Annotated in this window: 18 protein-coding genes; 5 read left to right on the top strand and 13 right to left on the bottom strand. The window is 46.2% G+C overall.

All coding sequences use genetic code 11. The annotated features are described in order from the left end of the window. Positions 1-9: 9 nt before the first annotated feature. From DESRU_RS02340 to DESRU_RS02315, 7 genes are all read right to left on the bottom strand, one after another. Positions 10-1,203 (bottom strand): O-antigen ligase family protein, encoded by a 1,194-nt coding sequence (locus tag DESRU_RS02340; protein WP_013840521.1) that lies wholly within the window; start codon positions 1,201-1,203, stop codon positions 10-12. 102 nt (positions 1,204-1,305) lie between these two features. Further along, a complete protein-coding gene (locus DESRU_RS02335; RefSeq protein ID WP_013840520.1) occupies positions 1,306-2,253 on the bottom strand; it encodes a type II secretion system protein in 948 nt (315 codons plus the stop codon). Positions 2,254-2,273: 20 nt separating this feature from the next. Continuing rightward, on the bottom strand, positions 2,274-2,441 hold the full coding sequence (locus DESRU_RS20690; RefSeq protein ID WP_013840519.1) for a hypothetical protein: 168 nt from the start codon (positions 2,439-2,441) through the stop codon (positions 2,274-2,276). A 46-nt stretch (positions 2,442-2,487) separates the two neighbouring features. Continuing rightward, positions 2,488-2,697 carry a hypothetical protein gene (locus DESRU_RS02330; RefSeq protein WP_013840518.1) on the bottom strand — a complete coding sequence of 70 codons (210 nt, stop codon included), beginning with the start codon at positions 2,695-2,697 and terminating at the stop codon, positions 2,488-2,490. 70 nt (positions 2,698-2,767) lie between these two features. Further along, positions 2,768-3,520 carry a prepilin peptidase gene (locus tag DESRU_RS02325; RefSeq protein WP_013840517.1) on the bottom strand — a complete coding sequence of 251 codons (753 nt, stop codon included), beginning with the start codon at positions 3,518-3,520 and terminating at the stop codon, positions 2,768-2,770. 267 nt (positions 3,521-3,787) lie between these two features. Beyond that, positions 3,788-4,789, bottom strand: a complete 1,002-nt coding sequence (locus tag DESRU_RS02320) for a helix-turn-helix domain-containing protein (RefSeq protein ID WP_013840516.1) — start codon at positions 4,787-4,789, stop codon at positions 3,788-3,790. Positions 4,790-5,110: 321 nt separating this feature from the next. Beyond that, positions 5,111-5,503 carry a hypothetical protein gene (locus DESRU_RS02315; RefSeq protein WP_013840515.1) on the bottom strand — a complete coding sequence of 131 codons (393 nt, stop codon included), beginning with the start codon at positions 5,501-5,503 and terminating at the stop codon, positions 5,111-5,113. 117 nt (positions 5,504-5,620) lie between these two features. On the opposite strand from DESRU_RS02315, the gene DESRU_RS02310 reads away from it, so the two are divergent. The 5 genes from DESRU_RS02310 to DESRU_RS02295 all read left to right on the top strand — a co-directional run bounded on the left by DESRU_RS02310 (position 5,621) and on the right by DESRU_RS02295 (position 9,210). Next, entirely contained in the window at positions 5,621-6,076 is a 456-nt protein-coding gene (locus tag DESRU_RS02310) for a hypothetical protein (RefSeq protein ID WP_238446348.1), read from the top strand. After that, positions 6,067-6,288 (top strand): hypothetical protein, encoded by a 222-nt coding sequence (locus DESRU_RS21225; RefSeq protein ID WP_238446347.1) that lies wholly within the window; start codon positions 6,067-6,069, stop codon positions 6,286-6,288. The genes DESRU_RS02310 and DESRU_RS21225 overlap by 10 nt, the downstream gene beginning before the upstream one ends. Positions 6,289-6,660: 372 nt before the next feature. Beyond that, positions 6,661-6,933, top strand: a complete 273-nt coding sequence (locus tag DESRU_RS20685; RefSeq protein ID WP_041275262.1) for a hypothetical protein — start codon at positions 6,661-6,663, stop codon at positions 6,931-6,933. A gap of 380 nt (positions 6,934-7,313) precedes the next feature. Beyond that, entirely contained in the window at positions 7,314-8,549 is a 1,236-nt protein-coding gene (locus DESRU_RS02300) for a VRR-NUC domain-containing protein (RefSeq protein ID WP_013840514.1), read from the top strand. Positions 8,550-8,739: 190 nt separating this feature from the next. Beyond that, positions 8,740-9,210 (top strand): YbaK/EbsC family protein, encoded by a 471-nt coding sequence (locus DESRU_RS02295; RefSeq protein WP_013840513.1) that lies wholly within the window; start codon positions 8,740-8,742, stop codon positions 9,208-9,210. Positions 9,211-9,749: 539 nt separating this feature from the next. Here DESRU_RS02295 and DESRU_RS02290 read toward each other — a convergent pair. From DESRU_RS02290 to DESRU_RS02265, 6 genes are all read right to left on the bottom strand, one after another. Further along, positions 9,750-10,631: a PLP-dependent cysteine synthase family protein gene (locus tag DESRU_RS02290; RefSeq protein ID WP_013840511.1), complete on the bottom strand. Its 882-nt coding sequence runs from the start codon at positions 10,629-10,631 to the stop codon at positions 9,750-9,752. 381 nt (positions 10,632-11,012) lie between these two features. Further along, a complete protein-coding gene (locus tag DESRU_RS02285; protein WP_013840510.1) occupies positions 11,013-12,590 on the bottom strand; it encodes an FMN-binding glutamate synthase family protein in 1,578 nt (525 codons plus the stop codon). A 71-nt stretch (positions 12,591-12,661) separates the two neighbouring features. Beyond that, positions 12,662-13,960: a glutamine synthetase family protein gene (locus DESRU_RS02280; protein ID WP_013840509.1), complete on the bottom strand. Its 1,299-nt coding sequence runs from the start codon at positions 13,958-13,960 to the stop codon at positions 12,662-12,664. Positions 13,961-14,146: 186 nt separating this feature from the next. Continuing rightward, positions 14,147-14,734, bottom strand: coding sequence for an ANTAR domain-containing response regulator (locus DESRU_RS02275; RefSeq protein WP_013840508.1), 588 nt, complete (start codon positions 14,732-14,734; stop codon positions 14,147-14,149). A 169-nt stretch (positions 14,735-14,903) separates the two neighbouring features. After that, a complete protein-coding gene (locus DESRU_RS02270; protein ID WP_013840507.1) occupies positions 14,904-15,629 on the bottom strand; it encodes an amino acid ABC transporter ATP-binding protein in 726 nt (241 codons plus the stop codon). Next, the gene (locus DESRU_RS02265) at positions 15,626-16,309 is read right to left on the bottom strand and encodes an amino acid ABC transporter permease (RefSeq protein WP_013840506.1); all 684 of its coding nucleotides are present in this window, start codon (positions 16,307-16,309) and stop codon (positions 15,626-15,628) included. Before DESRU_RS02265 ends, DESRU_RS02270 begins: the two co-directional genes overlap by 4 nt.

Here is a 16,309-nt window from a genome sequence, read left to right as displayed (position 1 = left end):
ACGCCCCTCCTAGGACTGCGGTTTTTCAATACCCCTGCCGTTTTGGCTCAGCCCCAGCACAATCCAAAACAGGGGCATTAAAAGCAGTCCCTCGGAATAGAAAAGCCCCTGCACCAGATAGACAATCATCATAGCCAGCAGCACATCCTTCCGCCCCCGCCAAAGAATATTGCCCAGGAAAATCAGATAAGCCGCCAGAGCAAAGCCTCCCAGGGTGACGGCCGTTTCCAGATACAGATTGGGCGTCTTATCCAGCAGCGGCACCATGGGCAGTATTCTTATTACGTGAAACAGATGATCCGGCCCAAGGCCAAATTCCCAACTGCTCAAAAACAGTTTTCCAGTATTTTGCATAACAATAAGCTGTTCCCACGGGTTCACTACACCAACCCGTTTCTGAAGATCCCATACCTCCGTCCCTGCGGCAAAAAGCAGAGTCACCATCAGCAGCAGACCGGCCAACCGCAGCCACAGGCCTTTATGGCCGGTCCGGCGGTAGCATAAACCCACTGCCGCCATCCCCGCCAAAGCACCAATCCAGGCTCCCCAGGTGAAGCTCAGCAGTAACCCGCCATAGATCAGCGCAATTACCGTTAACCACCGGGATTGCTGCCTGGCGATATACAGGTAGAGGGCCGCCGGCAGCACAAAGGCGGCGTAAGTGCCTACATTATCCGGGGTGCCCAAGGTGCCGTAGGCCGTTATCCCCTGGCGCAGGTCCTCCCTGGGCACCAGATTGAGGTCCAGCAACTGCAGTACCGCCAGCAGCGAAACCAGGGCCGCCGCCGCCGCCATGCAGGGCAGTAGTTTCTCCCGGTTGGCCCGGGAGGCTAAAAGAAAAAGGATTAGGCAAAAAATATAAGTGCTGAAACCGGTATATCTCAGGGGTGAACCCACCCAGGCGGTTACCGGGTAGGCCGCCAGCAGAGTGGCCGTCAGAGCGAACAAAACAAAGCCCCCCAGGGGCAATGCCACCCTGTGGTTTATAGCTGCCCGCTCCTTTATCAATACAATCAGGGCCAGCAGGGCTGCGGTCCCCAGCAGCACGTACCGGGGAGCATAAAAATAGTCCGGGTAGGGACCATAAAAATCAAAGGAGTGGGGAATTACCGCCAAAGGATACAGGCAGACCATAAACAGTAAAATTATGTATTTAAACTCCAACCTTCCTAACCGCTCAAGCCCCCGGATCTTACTTTCCAATAAGCCGCCCTCCAAAATTTTAATTTGAATTTAGGAGGGGACGCCCCCTCCCAAATTCATATGCTGTGCATACTTCCGTTTAAATCAGTCTATATTCCTTGTTTAAGGAGCGACCGTCCATTCTCCGGCAGTCCCGGCAATGGTGTGACCTTCCGGGCAAAGGGTAGTAGCCTGATAAGGCTCCTGGGCCTCAAATTCGAATGTCGTTGTACGACCGGTAAGGCCGTCCTCAAACTCCACCTCAGTCGCCGGTAAACGTTTAACCGTTTCCGCTAACCTAGGCAATGCAATATTGTAGTTGTTGTAGGCAAAGTGATCGCTGCGCTGCAAGCCGCCGGGGCACATACCGGCCTTAGTAATTAATCCCTCTTTTACCAAATTGCTTTCCGGACCTACACCCAAGATAATACGGTAAGCCAAGTCCGGCTGACGGAGTTCACCACTAAGTGCACTAGCGTTTGCAGCAGTATCTGTACTTCCACCGCCGTACATCATCACCGTTAGGCCTTCTTCAATCTCAGCCGGGGCCATAAAACCGACCGTGCTGTCAGGAATATTCTCATTCCAACTCATTTCGTTACCGTTATATTCTGTTACCGCTTTACTAACATTCAAGTTAAACAGACTTGTAATACCCATACCTCTAAGTTCTTCAGCTTCAGCAGCATTCAATGTATGAAGTGTAGCCTTCACGCCCCCAATGAACTCGGAGGAAAATACCTCCGCCCCGTTGCTTTTGTCGTTATCATCAACCATACCAGCCGCATTCATCGCCACATAGTTTCCAGCAGATTCCTCAATGACCAGGTTGGTTAAGCCAGCAGGAATGTTGTTGTTTTTTTCGGTATAGGTACCCAGCACCTGCTGCAGGCGTGTCTGGTTGGAGTCGCACACCTGATCTACGGCGCCGCTCATAACACCGGCTAACCGGGGAGCGATCATGGCCACAAGGAAACCCATGATGCCCACTACGATAATCAATTCAATCAAGGTAAAACCGCTCTGGCTCTTCAGCAGGCCTTTAATCCTGCTCTTTACATTTTTAACCATAGAAAAATAAAAACCCCTCTCTAAGAATTTGTTTTCTCAGAAGGGTTCACCCACAGAACTTTCCTTCTCGGTTGTTTGCCTAAAATTAATAAAAATCGTACAAGGCCCCGCGCCTGCTTCACAACCTGCACCCGGCCCGGCGGGTGCGTCCTTTGGATATGCCTCACCTCCCGGCCTGTTGTTTTCATCTTTTTTCCACCACCTCCTTCTTGTACTTTCCAAACCCTGTCCCTTTTATTTGCAAACAGAGTTCATCTCATCCGTTGACTGGCTGGGGTAATCCACCACATAGCGGTACTGCTTGCCGCAGTGAATAATGATTTCTTTCTGTCCCCTCTTTAACAATCGAACCTCCACCCTTAACTCTCCAAATCCATCGTGCCGGAAAACCGATTCATAAAGCTGATATATTTTTGCTAACACAGTTTCATTGGTATGCGCCAAGGTATCCCCCCTCTTTTCATGATTTTTCATTCTCAATGCTTTTTTCTAACTGCTGCCGTTTCCTTCTGCGTCACTGCCAATACATATCCATATACCATTTTATCAAGGTATCCCCCCAGAGAATCGCAGCCATGGCTCCTGCTGCCAGAAAGGGCCCAAAGGGCATGGATTCACGAAAAGATTTTTTTTTAACCAAAACCCAGGCCGCACCGGACAGAGCTGCTAGAACCGAGGCGGAGAACAGCACCAGCAGTATTTTCTGCCAGCCCAGATATAAACCGATAACCCCTGCCAGTTTAATATCCCCTCCGCCCATTCCACCTCTTGAGACCAGGGCCGGCAATAACAGAAGCAGTCCTCCCAGCAAAGCCCCCGCTATATACCGGACTGCGCCGGTGTGATGCTGAACCAGAATTAACGGCAGCCCAGCCAGGCTTAGAAACAAAAGGATCTTATCCGGTATAATTTTGTAATCAAGATCAATAAAGGAACATGCTAATAGTCCAGAATAAAGGAGCGCCATGGCCATAAAATGCCATCCAGGTCCAAGACGATAAGCCAGCAGCAGGAACCCCAGAGCACACAGCAGTTCCACAGCAGGATACCGGAGGGATATCCTCCCGCCGCAGTGCCTGCAGCGGCCCCGGAACACTATGTAACTGAGAAGAGGAAACAGGTCGGGCAGCCTTAAACGATGCTTGCACAGGGGACAATGGGAAGAAGGATAGGCTACCGACATTTTATGCGGCAAGCGGTAGATTAAAACATTAAGGAAACTGCCTATTATGGAGCCAAAAATAAAACTGATTATGACAAAAGACATATACACCTCCCTTATATGGTTTATAAGTAAATGAATGCGCGCAATCCAAACCCTCTTGCTAAGAAATTTTTAGATTACATAAATCATAATCATTCTTATATGATAATGATTTTCATTACCATAAATGTACAAGATTCTAGTATCTTTGTCAATAAAAATTACCTAATATATAGTTTAATTGCTCCCGGTATTAAGAAAATAAATTTTTACTTTCAATCATTAAGCTTTTTATCTGTATCACAACTGCGTACACCGCGTATATGCAATTCAGGCATTCACATTCTTTAAGTAGTCGCTGGGATTGATTCCATATTTCTTTCGGAAAGCTGCGGCGAAATGACTCATATTTCCGTAACCCACCAACCCTGCCACATCACTGACGCGCAGCTTTTTCTCCTCTAAAAGCAATCTTGCCAGCTCCAGCCGTTGATCCAAAACATAAGTATACACCGGCACCCCAAACAATTCTTTAAATCCTTTCTTTAATTTGTATTCATTCAGGCAGACTCGCTTTGCCAGGCGGCTTAAAGGAAGCGGCTGCGCCAGGTTCTCATCAAGAATCTCCTTAGCCCTATAAAGGCTTTTCACATCATCTGAAGACAAAGGGAGGCTTTGCGGAATCTTTGCCGTCTGGTAAACCGTTTCATTTAAATATACGGCTACAAGCTCCAGCAATTTCCCTTCCATATATAAACGCTTTAAAGAAGCCTGATAAGGGCATTTCAGCATCTGCTGTAAAATAACCTGGATGGACGGTGTTATTCTAAATTTCCCGAAGGGCTCCATTTTTGAAGAATGGCAGTAAAAATGGCAGCCTTCCTGAATCTCTCCCAGGAAATCGTTTATTTTTTCTAACGGCATCTTAATTTCAATTAAATGAATGTCGCATCGGGCGGGGTAAACACACCTTTTCACGTTCTCCCGGCAGGCACCGATATAGCCTTCACCGGATAAAATTGCAAATTCTTTGCCCGTCTGGGGCAGTTCCCAATACACATCATCGCCAAGACAAAAGAGCATATCCAGATGGGGTACCCTTGAAACACCATTGAGTTCTACCTGACGGGCCAGTCGGATATCAAAATCCATAACCCTTGCATTGCGGCCTCCGGACAACTGCTTCAAATGGCCGCTGCCCAATTCCTGCGGAATTTGAAAACTATATGCGCCGCAGCCTTCATTATAGGCCCGGTTAAACCCCTCACAAACACAGGAAACATCCGGGGCCGAGCTGTTCACTTCATATTGTTTGGCCATGGACCCTGCCATCTTCTTGCTCCCTTCCCTAAATTACTCGTCAAGCAAATATTGATATTGCATCTCATTCTCAATTATATCTTAATAATTTTTATAGTCAATTTATTATAAAAGACCTTTTGAAGGAAGGTCTATGCTTAAAAAGTGTCAGGAGCCCCTTCTGACAAAAGCACTGTGTAAATCAGGGCTTATAGCTTCATCATAAGATTCCAATGTATTTCGTCTCCGTGTAAATTCCACTCGAATGTTTTATATAAGTAAAGATAAAACTATTGTGCCAATCCTTTATAAAAAGCGGGTTTGGAATATTTACTGTAAGGTAATAAAAAACTTCTAAAATTTATTATACAGCTTTCTGGCATAGTAAAAAGTTGCTCTAATAAGGGCATAAGCACCAAATATAGCTAGAAATCCCCACAGTCCAGCGACAATATCTTCAAACTCCATATTGCCGCGGCCTGTAATCTTCTGCTCAATTTCCAAACTAAAAGCAATCACCAGCAAAAGGGTCATGGTATAAATAAAAGAAACCACCGATATGTTCCATCTTGAAATACGCCGAAACAAAAAATCTGTTATTATAAAAATAATCAAGCCAGTCATTCCAAGCAACCAGAAATGTAAATCTTTATCCGTCGCGTTGAAGCCAAAGACTTTTGTAATTCCAATAACGAAATCATGGACCCAGTTTATTATATAAGCCAATACTTTTAAAACGCTTTCCATACAATCAACTCCGTAAGAATTTTTCATTTGTAGTTTACAACTGTAATATTAGCCAGTCAAATATTCATACGAAGGTTCTGCTGCAATCCGTATCTTGACCAGGGGAGAATGATATTTATGATGAAAAAAACATGTGCTTTATTTTTGGTGCTGATATTTACCCTGACATCGGTTACTGCCTGCAGCAAAAGGCCAAATACTTCAAGTATTTCCGATAAACCGCCCGTATCGTCACCTGAAGCCCCCGCATCATCCCAAAGCACTGAAGACATAACGCACGAACGGTCAATTTTAAACGATGTGGTTGTCCAGCGGGGACGAGATGGACTATGCGTGGGTTTAAAAAATGATCCTTCGGATCGGCTTAGAACCATTGAAAATTATGCACTGGTATCCGATATTGAGCGTTTGTTATTTCTGGCCTCCCGCAGTGGCGCCGGCATCCATTCTGAAACGGAGAAAAGAAAAATAACAAAGCTTCCGGTCATTCAGGAAAGCGAAAATACAACTCCCCAAATGAAGAGATGTGGTTTTATCAAGGTGTCAGCAGCAAGAATGTTTGGATGCGGTTGAATTATCAGCCTTTTATCCCCGGCCAAGGAATGAATGTCTGGGGGCATAAAGATTTGATAGTTTATATTGATCCGGACAATAATGACAATGCTTTTCTAGGAATTCAGGACGCCAGTAATGAAAACGCCTGGAATATAATTCTTCTTCCCGGCTACGGGTCTTGGCTGGCAAAGGAAATTGATATGTTTCTGTACATGACAACAGCCATGTGAAAAGGTTAAGCCTGGACGTTCTTCATCCAGGCTTTAAAGGCTAACCTACCGCCATATCCCCTGCAATCCTGGAATGTTACCGGCTCTAAACTACATGCCGTGACTCCCGTTCCTCAACGGACATCGTCATTTCATTTACAGGAACCTTTTCCTTGAAGTATTACGGTATAAGGAACTCTCCCCTTTCCATTGTCTCCACAACACCGCCATAAGGTATAGGGAATGCAAAAATAAAGGCTTTACCAACGTAATCCTGATACTTTTGCTTATGTGGATATGATTTTAACCTGCATCAATTCCTTCAACAAAGTGTTAAGGATGATTTTATCAGCTACTATATTAAACATTGTTACTGGATAAAGTTTTTTCAAAATGGGCAAAAAAATTACTTGTCCGTCCGTTTTGATACACACCAATTGGAGTTATGATAAAAATGGCATCCTCTTGGCAGCCATGGATGAAAAAGATGCGGATCATACACATTCTCTTTTAAAGAACGACACATTCATCAATGTAAAATCCGGTCATGAATTTCATTTTGAGAAACCGAAGGATTTTATAAAAATTATGATCGATTTCAAAGGGAAATCCAAAATTAATAATATTGAATTCATTCTTCTTAGTGCAATTTCTTCAAGAATATAATCGATAGATTATAAAAGGCCATCCCTAATTGGACCGGCCTTTTATACCGACTTGTTACTTTTTACATATTTGAAAAAACATCCCCGGCAGCGGATACAGTGGTTTTTGAACTGCGGGGCAGTGGACCGATGAGTATTCCTTCTCTTGAATTCTTTGTATCACCCGGGCAGAATGCCTGGCCCGCATGAAAATTGACAAAAAAGGAACGTCCTTTCTATCCCTGACTAGAGAGGAATTTACCAAATTATTGTTGAAATCAATATAAATTAAGCGAAGTTTACGTGTTTTTGCAACACCCTGCCAGTATGAAAGCTTGAGGGAGCATTGCAAACACTTGGGACAAGACCCTCTTCTATTTATAATTTTAGGAGGAATGGCTCATGGGTTGTAACCATGAAAAAGTCATATGCCTCAATCCGTATGAGCTTATAAGAAAGTATCAGTGTGAGGCTTGTAGGGAAGTAATGATGTGTGAATGTGAACAGGAATTTGCAATTAAGTATTTACCCCATCAATTAGATTTTGCTCAGGAACTAGGTACGCGGAATCGCCTGCCGGTTACTATCGGATTTCAAAAACGCGTTTGCAATAAATGCAAAGGTCTTCCCGAGATGATTACTCCCGTTGCAGAAGGGTATGGGAGAACAACAAAAATCGTCCGTTACTATTGGCGAGAAATCTTTTTCGAAACGACTCGACGTTTCGGCGAATGGCTTAATGGCAGAGACAATATCGATTGGTTGGTCGCCGTAAGCAAATATAAAGACGTGCATAAAGAAATTGAGAAAAAAGTAATTGAAGAAATTAAAAAATTACATCAGGTTGCACCTAAGTATACTTTCCAAGAGGAATCTCAACAAGAGATAATTACAAAATACCGTGTTGAAATAATAAACCTTGATGGGTGTTACGTTAAACAGAATTCCGGTAGAGTAAAACTTTTTAAGTATGGTGCGCTCTTTTCTGTAGAACAGTATGTAGCCGAGCATTTTAAAGAACAAGGCTATAAGGTTTTGTTCACAGAAAGTGTTCCTTTTCATATTTTATTCGGTGTTTTAATGTGGTCACTTATACAGCATCATAGTGACCCTAGAAACAGGACTGTTGGGTTTGGAGATAGAAACGCCTTTGATAAAGGAGTTCCGGGAGATATTGTATGGGTAATTTTACCTGAGGACTTTGGTACGAGTGGATATGCGGAAAGAAGAGCGCGTAAAATTGCGGAGCATCTTAACGCCCTGCCTAATGATAAGGATGAATTGCTCTGGACATTTGAACATTGGATTAAACCCAGTGAACCGTTAAGACAATATTTATGGGCTCACCGACAGAATGATATTCAAATTACAAGAAAAATAGTCGAGATTCTGCCTATAAAGGCAATCATTAAAATTCTAAACTATTTGGCAGGTGATTATTGGCATCGGTTTTGCGGTTGGCCTGATTTACTTGTTTATAACGACCACAATTTTTTCTTTGTCGAGGTAAAGTCATCCGGAGATTCTTTAAGTGAAGACCAAAAAAACTGGATACGAGGTAATTCGGAGCACTTACAATTACCTTTTAAATTGATCAAGGTACATAAAAAGAAGGTAATCGGACTGGGGCAAGAATGACAGTCCCCAATTCGGGAACCATTACCGGCTCCAAACGGCATGCCGTAGCTAAAAAGTGCGTTCCTCAGTAAAGAATTGACAAAAGGCAATGTCCCTTTCTGTTTCCGGTCATATTATATGCAACGACATGTATATGGCCTGTATTATTATGCAGTAAAATCTACCAAAACTCTAAGTCAGGAGGATCATGATGTCAATTGAAGCAGTAAGAGAATATTTTAAGAAATGGCATATGGAGGATCGCATACAGGAACTTCCCCTATCCAGCGCAACAGTAGAAGAAGCAGCCAGGGCACTCCAGTGTGAGGAAAAGAGAATTGCTAAAACAATGTCATTTTTGGTAAATGACCAAGCAATTCTGATCGTAATGGCCGGTGACGCGAAAATAGACAATGCCAAATATAAGGCACAATTTCACACAAAGGCCGTTATGCTGAAACCGGATCAAGTTGTTGGAATGATTGGACATCCCGCAGGTGGTGTTTGCCCCTTTGGAATTAAAGACGATATTAAAGTTTATTTGGATGAATCTTTAAAGAGATTTGAAACGGTGTTCCCGGCCTGCGGAAGCCGGAATAGCGCCATTGAGCTTACACTTCCAGAGTTGGAGAAATATTCCGGGTATTGTGAGTGGATAAATATATGTAAAGGCTGGGAGTAGGAAACAAAAGCAATTTTCTCTTGTTTCCAGGTTGATGGGTGACACTGCCTTTTTTCTGCTTTTGCGGACAAGACCTTAAAGTCCAGAAGATCCATGATCTCACTCGGTAGTCTCACCGATGCATTTTTGGGCGCAGGATTACTTATATAAAGTTTTTCATGGTCGTTTAGATTTACACGCTGAGGCAGGTTTTTGCGAACTGTCTCTTTCTTTTTCCATAAACAAAAAACAAAGGAGCTGCCTCTTTTAGTGAGACCACCCCTGGTCTTTCTATACCAGTTTGTTACTTATTATAATATTATTTCAGGATGCCATCCGAAGCGGAAGAATAGAGTCTATACCTACGATGAACTGAACCGTTTGACCTCGGTTATCTACCAAAACAGTCAGAAAATTGGGAAGACCAGAGCTGCTCCGAAAGCTGTGGCAGTCGGGTTATCTACAGTAATTTCAGAAATTCAAGCCAATATCCGGCCTTTTCCTTTGCTTTGGGCGGGCTACATCTGCTCCATAGTCTGTCCTTTGCGGACGGAAGTGGATTATTCAAACAGTTCCGTACTAAAATATTTATCGCCCCGGTCCGGAAAGATCATGACAATGGTTCCTTCCTGAAGGTTTTTGCCGTATTGCAAAGCGCCCCAGAGAGCAGCGCCGCAGGAGATGCCCACCGCCAGACCCTCTTTCGTGTAAAGTTCCCTGGCCAGTTTAAAGGCTTCTTGGTCCGGAACATCCAGTTTATAGTCCACCACTGAGTCGTCGTAGACCGGGGGTTTATAGGCCTGCATGTTTCGCAGTCCCTGTATCCTGCTCCCCGCCGCCGGCTCAACGGCAACAATATCAATGGCGGGATTATAAGCTTTAAGCCTTTTCCCTGTTCCGGATATGGTGCCGCCGGTACCGATACCGGCCACCAGGGCGGTAACGCCGGGCAGCGCGTCAATGACTTCTTTTCCGGTGGTCTCATAATGAGCCCGGGGATTGGCCGGGTTGCTGAACTGGTCGGGCATGTAATAGCGGGGATCCTGCTCCAGCATTTGACGGGCCACCTCGATGGCGCCGTTGGTTCCTTTTCCACCATCGGTCAGCACCAGTTCAGCACCGTAGGCCTTTAACAGCTTGATTCTCTCCACACTGGCATTTTCCGGCATCACCGCGGTAAACCGGTATCCCTTGGTGGCCGCAATCATGGCCAGGGCAATGCCGGTGTTGCCGCTGGTGGCCTCCAGGAGAATCCTGTCTTTATGCAGTTGGCCCTGCCTTTCGGCGCTTTCAATTAAATATTTGGCGGTCCGGTCCTTCACCGAGCCGCCGGGGTTGTTTCCTTCCAGCTTGGCATAAAGCTTCAGCCCTTCACGGCTGTATGAATTAAGCCGGATGACCGGGGTGTTGCCGATAATCTGAAGTAGGTTTTCATAAGACATCTTAGTAACACACAATCCTTTCCATGAAGCTGTCTTGTTTTTTGTTATTTTGAAACAAATTCTGCTTTACTTTGTTGGCTAAAATATCCGCCGCTTTTCATGCCGGATACAGACCGTTCCACGGCCTGTATCATTCTTTCTACCTTATCCCGGGTATGTGTCAATTGTTGCCGATTTCGGGTAAATTCTTTTTATAAATTATTTTTTTGTTATTAAAAGGTTCCTAAAGATCTCTTTAAGAAAAACTTTTTGAAGGGATTTTTTAATCTGTATTTAATATCCGCATCATCCGTGTTCCATAAAAAAAGCCTGCATACCGGCGGATGTCAATGACCACCGATATTGCAGGCTTTAGAGTTCTTCTATGGAATTGGCTGACCTTTAGCCGAGAATCTTTGCCACTTCATCGGCATCCGCATCCATAATATAATGGATGCCGCTTACCTGGGCTGCTTCCGGGGTTAATGCCACCAGATCATCCCGGGTAATGTATTCCAGGGAGAATTTACGGGCGCCGCACATAAACTGGCGCAGTCCCTGGGATAAGCGTTCAAAATAGCTGTAAACACCAATGGCTCCTACAGGCAGCTCATTAAAACGATCTCCCAGCTTCTCTTTCAGCGTGGCGGCATTAATGAAGATCTGCTCCAGCTTGTCGCCATATTTCTTGTATTCACTGGGAACTTTGCCGGCTTTAAGCATTTCCCCAATATTCTTGCCCACCATGGCGGCGGCCAAAGGAGAACGGGCCATGCCAATAACCTTAACATAGGGAGCGCTCATGGCAAAACCTTTAAACATATGGTCCTCCAGGGTTAAGCCCCCTGCGATGGCAACGGGCGGCACATACTCCCCTTTGGCAGCCAGTTTATCACAGTATTGGGTTAACAGGGCTTGAATGTACACTGTGGGTACTCCCCACTCATTCATCATCCGCCAGGGGCTCATACCGGTACCGCCGCCGGCGCCGTCCACCGTCAGCAGATCAATCTTCGCCAGAGAGGCGAATTTCACGGCCCGGGCTAAGTCCGCCGGGCGATAAGCACCGGTTTTTAAGAATACATATTTTGCCCCGCCGGCACGCAATTCTTCAACCCGCTTAACAAACCCTTCCTCACTCACCATGCCAATGCGGGAATGACGTTCAAATTCTTTGAATGCCCCGGCTTGATAAGACTCCTGAACTTTGGGATCTTCGGGATTGGGCAGGACAATATAACCCCGGCCCTTTAACTGCAGCGCCCGTTCCAGGGAGTTTAGTTTTACCTCCCCGCCGATGTCCTTGGCACCCTGGCCCCATTTAATTTCAACTGCTTCCACGCCCAGTTTTTCCAGCGCATATTCCTGAACGCCCAGTTTGGTATCTTCAACGTTGGCTTGAACCGCAATAAACCCGGCCCCCTGGGACCATTCCTGAAAATCCTTAATTCTTCTGGCCAAATTGGGGGAATGTACCACCCGGCCATTTTTTATTTCTACGTTGGGATCCATGGCGCACACGTTTTCACCGATGGCAATCCCCGCGCCGGAAATGGCGCAGCCGGCGGCCAGGTGATCCCAGTTATCGGAAGCAACATTGGTGGAGCCCATGGCTGCCACCACAATGGGCGTGGTCAGTTTTAAATCTTGCTTGGCCCCCAGATAGGTTTCCAGATTAACCGCCGGGAAAATAGCCTTATCCGGATCCGCTTCGATTCCTTTGGCCCCCACGGCAGTTCCCATAATATTAAAGTGAGAGTAATCCACCGGGTAATCCTTTTGCGAGGCAGAGGTTACTTTGCCAAAGGGCTGGGGATAAAGAATTTCCTTGCCCCGAACGGCGGATTTGCCGATTTCACAGAAGCCGGAACAGCCGTCCAAACAGGTGCTGCACATGCCGCTAAAGGAACAGTGACTATCCGGGGTACGCAGTTTGGTAAGGGTGGCTGTACTGGCATTGGTGCCTTTGCTATAGGTCATTCACATTTCCTCCTAGAATTTAGTTGATTTTAAAAGAATTTCTTACCGAATTAACCGGTGAAGAAAACTTTTTAATAATTCGTTAGATATTTATCCAGTTCCCAAGGATGCAGATAGTTATGAAATTCATCCCATTCCCGCTTCTTATAATCCACATAGCGTTCAAAGATAACCTCGCCCAAGGCCTCTTTGATGTACTGGTCCTGCAGGAGGGCTGCCAGGGCTTCTCCTAAGTTGCCGGGTACCCGGCGGTCAACAACATCCTGATCCAGGGAGGTGGGGAGCGGCAGGCCCTGTTCAATGCCCCGGAGGCCGGTTTGCATGATGAGATTCAGGGCTAAATAGGGATTGCAGGTGGCATCGGGATTTCTTAAAACAATCCGGGTATCGTTCCCTCTCTGGCCCGGCACCCGGATCATGGAATTGCGGTTGCCTTCGGACCAGCCCTTCAAGACCCGGTCTAAATGGGAACATCCCAGGCGTTTATAAGAGTTCACCAGGGGATTGACGATTGCGGTCAGAGCCGAAGCATGGCCGGTGATTCCTGCAATGAAGCTTCCTGCCTGGGCGCTGAGACCGCAGGGACCTGTTTCATCAGCCAAGGCATTGTTTCCCTCCTGCCACAGGCAAAGGTTTAGCGCCATACCGGAACCATTGTGTTCAGCCAAAGGCTTCGGCATAAAGGATGCGTGCAGTCCATGCCGCTGAGCAATGGTCCGCACTACAAATTTAAACGTGGCGATTTTATCCGCCATGCCCAGGGGATCCTCTTCTCTCAATACAATCTCGTGCTGCCCCGGAGCACTTTCGTGATGGCTGGACACAACCTGAAAACCCATCTCTTCCAAGGTCAACACCATATCCCGCCGGGCGTTCTCCCCTAAATCCGCCGGAGACAAATCGCAAAGTCCGGCATTATCGTGGGTACAGGGAATGGGATGCCCCTGGGGATCGGTTTGGAAAAGGAAAAATTCAATTTCCGCCCCCACCGTCAGTTCAAAATGGTTTTTTTCCAGTCGGGCCAGAGAATCTTTTAACTTACTACGGACACAACCGGGATAAGCATTTCCGGCGGCATCCACAACATCGCAGATTAACCGGGCCACCGCTCCTTCCCGGGGGCGCCAGGGGAAAACCTCAAAGGTGCTGGGGTCCGGTTTTAAAAAAACATCCCTTTGCCGCACTCCGTATTGGCCTTCCAGCACCGCACTGTCCATGCTGATCTTTGCCTGCAGGGCCCTTTCCAGTTCTTCCACCGTGACAGCAACATTTTTAAAAGAACCCTGAATGTCGGTAAATTGCAGTCGTACAAATTTTACGTGGCATTCCTGTGCCTTTTCCATCACTTCCCGGGCCGTTAAGGGCTGCATTTTATTTCCTCCTTGGGGTTGTTTATACAAAATAAAAAAGTCCAACCAGACCTTTCTCTTCGCTAAAGGTCCGGTTGGAACGCCTTTGCCCCTCAATGTATTTACTTATTACTATGTAATATACCTGCCGGTACTATTTAAGTCAATCTCAGGACCTTTGATATACTGTATACATATCAAGCAGGCTCAATGATTTTCCTGCCGGGTCAATGAAGTAATGACCAGTTGGGCTACTTTAACCAGTGAACAACAGCGGTCCATGCTCAACTTCTGCAGATAACGATGGGCCTTTTGTTCATTGAATCCTTTTTTATCCATCAACAAACCTTTAGCCTGCTCAATCAATTGATTCTCCCTAAGCTCCTTTTTTAATTTCTTATTTTCGTTCTCCATTCTTACCAACCTTTTAAAGGTTGCCAAAGCCATTTCCAGGGTAGGCACCAGGTTCATGTCATCCACCGGTTTCACTAAAAAACCAAGTACTGAAGATACCTTGGCCTCTTCCAGCAATTCCCGGTGGGTCTGGGAAGTTATTAAAACCACCGGGGCCAGGCGGTGCTCATCAATTTTTCTGGCGATCTCCAGGCCTTTACTACCAGGCAGATCTCCCTCCATCAGGATAATATCCGGTGTATTTTGAAAAGCCACTTGCAGCGTACTCATACCGGTTTCCGTTTCCGCAACAACAAGATAATCATGCTGTTGCAATAAATCCTTCAGCTTTTTTCTGGAATCCGGATCGGGATCTGCCAGCAGCACACGCCTGCCAAACATACTTCACACCCCAATAAAATAGTCAGTTTAGGTGTTGCTCTGCATTCCCTATTATTATATCACAAAGGAGCAGCGGCCAAAGGATACCCATCCTCTCCAGGCCGCCGTTTCTTACTTTAAAAGAATAACCCCCAATCAGGGGGTCGGCAAAGGTTCTTTTTAAGTTGATTTATACAAGAATCTGATTTAGAAACCGGCGGGTCCGTTCATGCTTTGGATTGGCAAAGAATTCCGACGGGTGGCCTTGCTCAATAATTTGTCCCTCCGAGAGCATAACGATGCGGTCCCCCACTTCTCTGGCAAAACCCATTTCATGGGTTACCACCACCATGGTCATTCCTTCCCGGGCCAAATCTTTCATAACCTGCAGCACCTCGCCCACCAGTTCCGGGTCCAGGGCGGAAGTGGGCTCGTCAAAAAGCATAATCTCCGGTTCCATGGCCAGGGCCCTGGCAATGGCCACACGCTGCTTTTGGCCCCCGGACAGTTCTTCCGGGTAGCAGTGAAATTTTTCCTCCAGATCCACCTTGCGCAACAAATCCATGGCCCTTTTACGGGCTTCCTCTTTGGGTTTTCTTTTAACCTGAACCGGCGCTTCCATTAAGTTTTCCAACACATTCATATGCGGAAAAAGGTTAAAATGCTGAAAAACCATGCCCACCCGTTCCCGAACTTTATTTAAGTCCGTCCGGGCGGGAACAATGAATTGGTTGTTAATGCTGATCTCTCCGCTGTCGGCCATTTCCAAAAAATTAAGGCAGCGCAGCAGTGTGCTTTTTCCGGAACCGCTGGAACCGATTAACACTACCACTTCGCTCATTTTTACTTCCAGATCAATGCCCTTTAAAACCTGCAGATCCCCGTAGGCTTTCTGTAAATTTTTAACTTTAATCATGCGATCTTCATTCCTTTAATTCCGCCCCCGCCAAGGCGGGCTTCCAGTTTATTGAGCAGCACGGTAAACAGAAGCACCAGAATCAGGTAGTAAATCCCTACCACAAAATAGGTTTCAAAGGGCATGTAATTTTCCCCCTGAACCGATAAGGCGGTGTTAAATAAATCTGTAACCGCAATGTAGGCCACCAGGGAGGAATCCTTCAAGCCGATGATAAACTGATTCCCCAGCGGCGGAATGGCCCTTTTCAGCGCCTGCGGAAAAATAATCCTGCGCATGGCCAGGGCGTTGGACATCCCCAGGGAACGGGCCGCCTCCATCTGCCCCCGGTGAATGGATTGAATGGCTCCCCGGAAGATTTCCGCAATATAAGCCCCGGAGTGAATTCCCAGTGCCATGGCCCCGGCTGTAAAGCTGCTTAAAACAATCACGCTGGATATGCCGTAATAAAGAAACATAATCTGAACAATCAGGGGTGTTCCCCGGATCAGACCAATGTACAGGTCCGCCAGCCGATTGAGAAATTTATTGTGGGATATTTTAAAGAAGGCAAAGACCAGCCCAATCAGGGTTGCAAAAATCAGGGACAGGGCGGTAATGGATACGGTTATCCTGGTGGCCAGCAGGAAAGCAAAACCATGGGCGTTAAAAATACTGATGATATTTTCCAGAACACTCAC

Origin of the sequence: Desulforamulus ruminis DSM 2154 (genome assembly GCF_000215085.1) — a bacterium.
GTDB classification, from domain to species: Bacteria; Bacillota; Desulfotomaculia; order Desulfotomaculales; family Desulfotomaculaceae; genus Desulfotomaculum; species Desulfotomaculum ruminis.
This window is presented reverse-complemented; position numbering and strand designations above follow the sequence as displayed.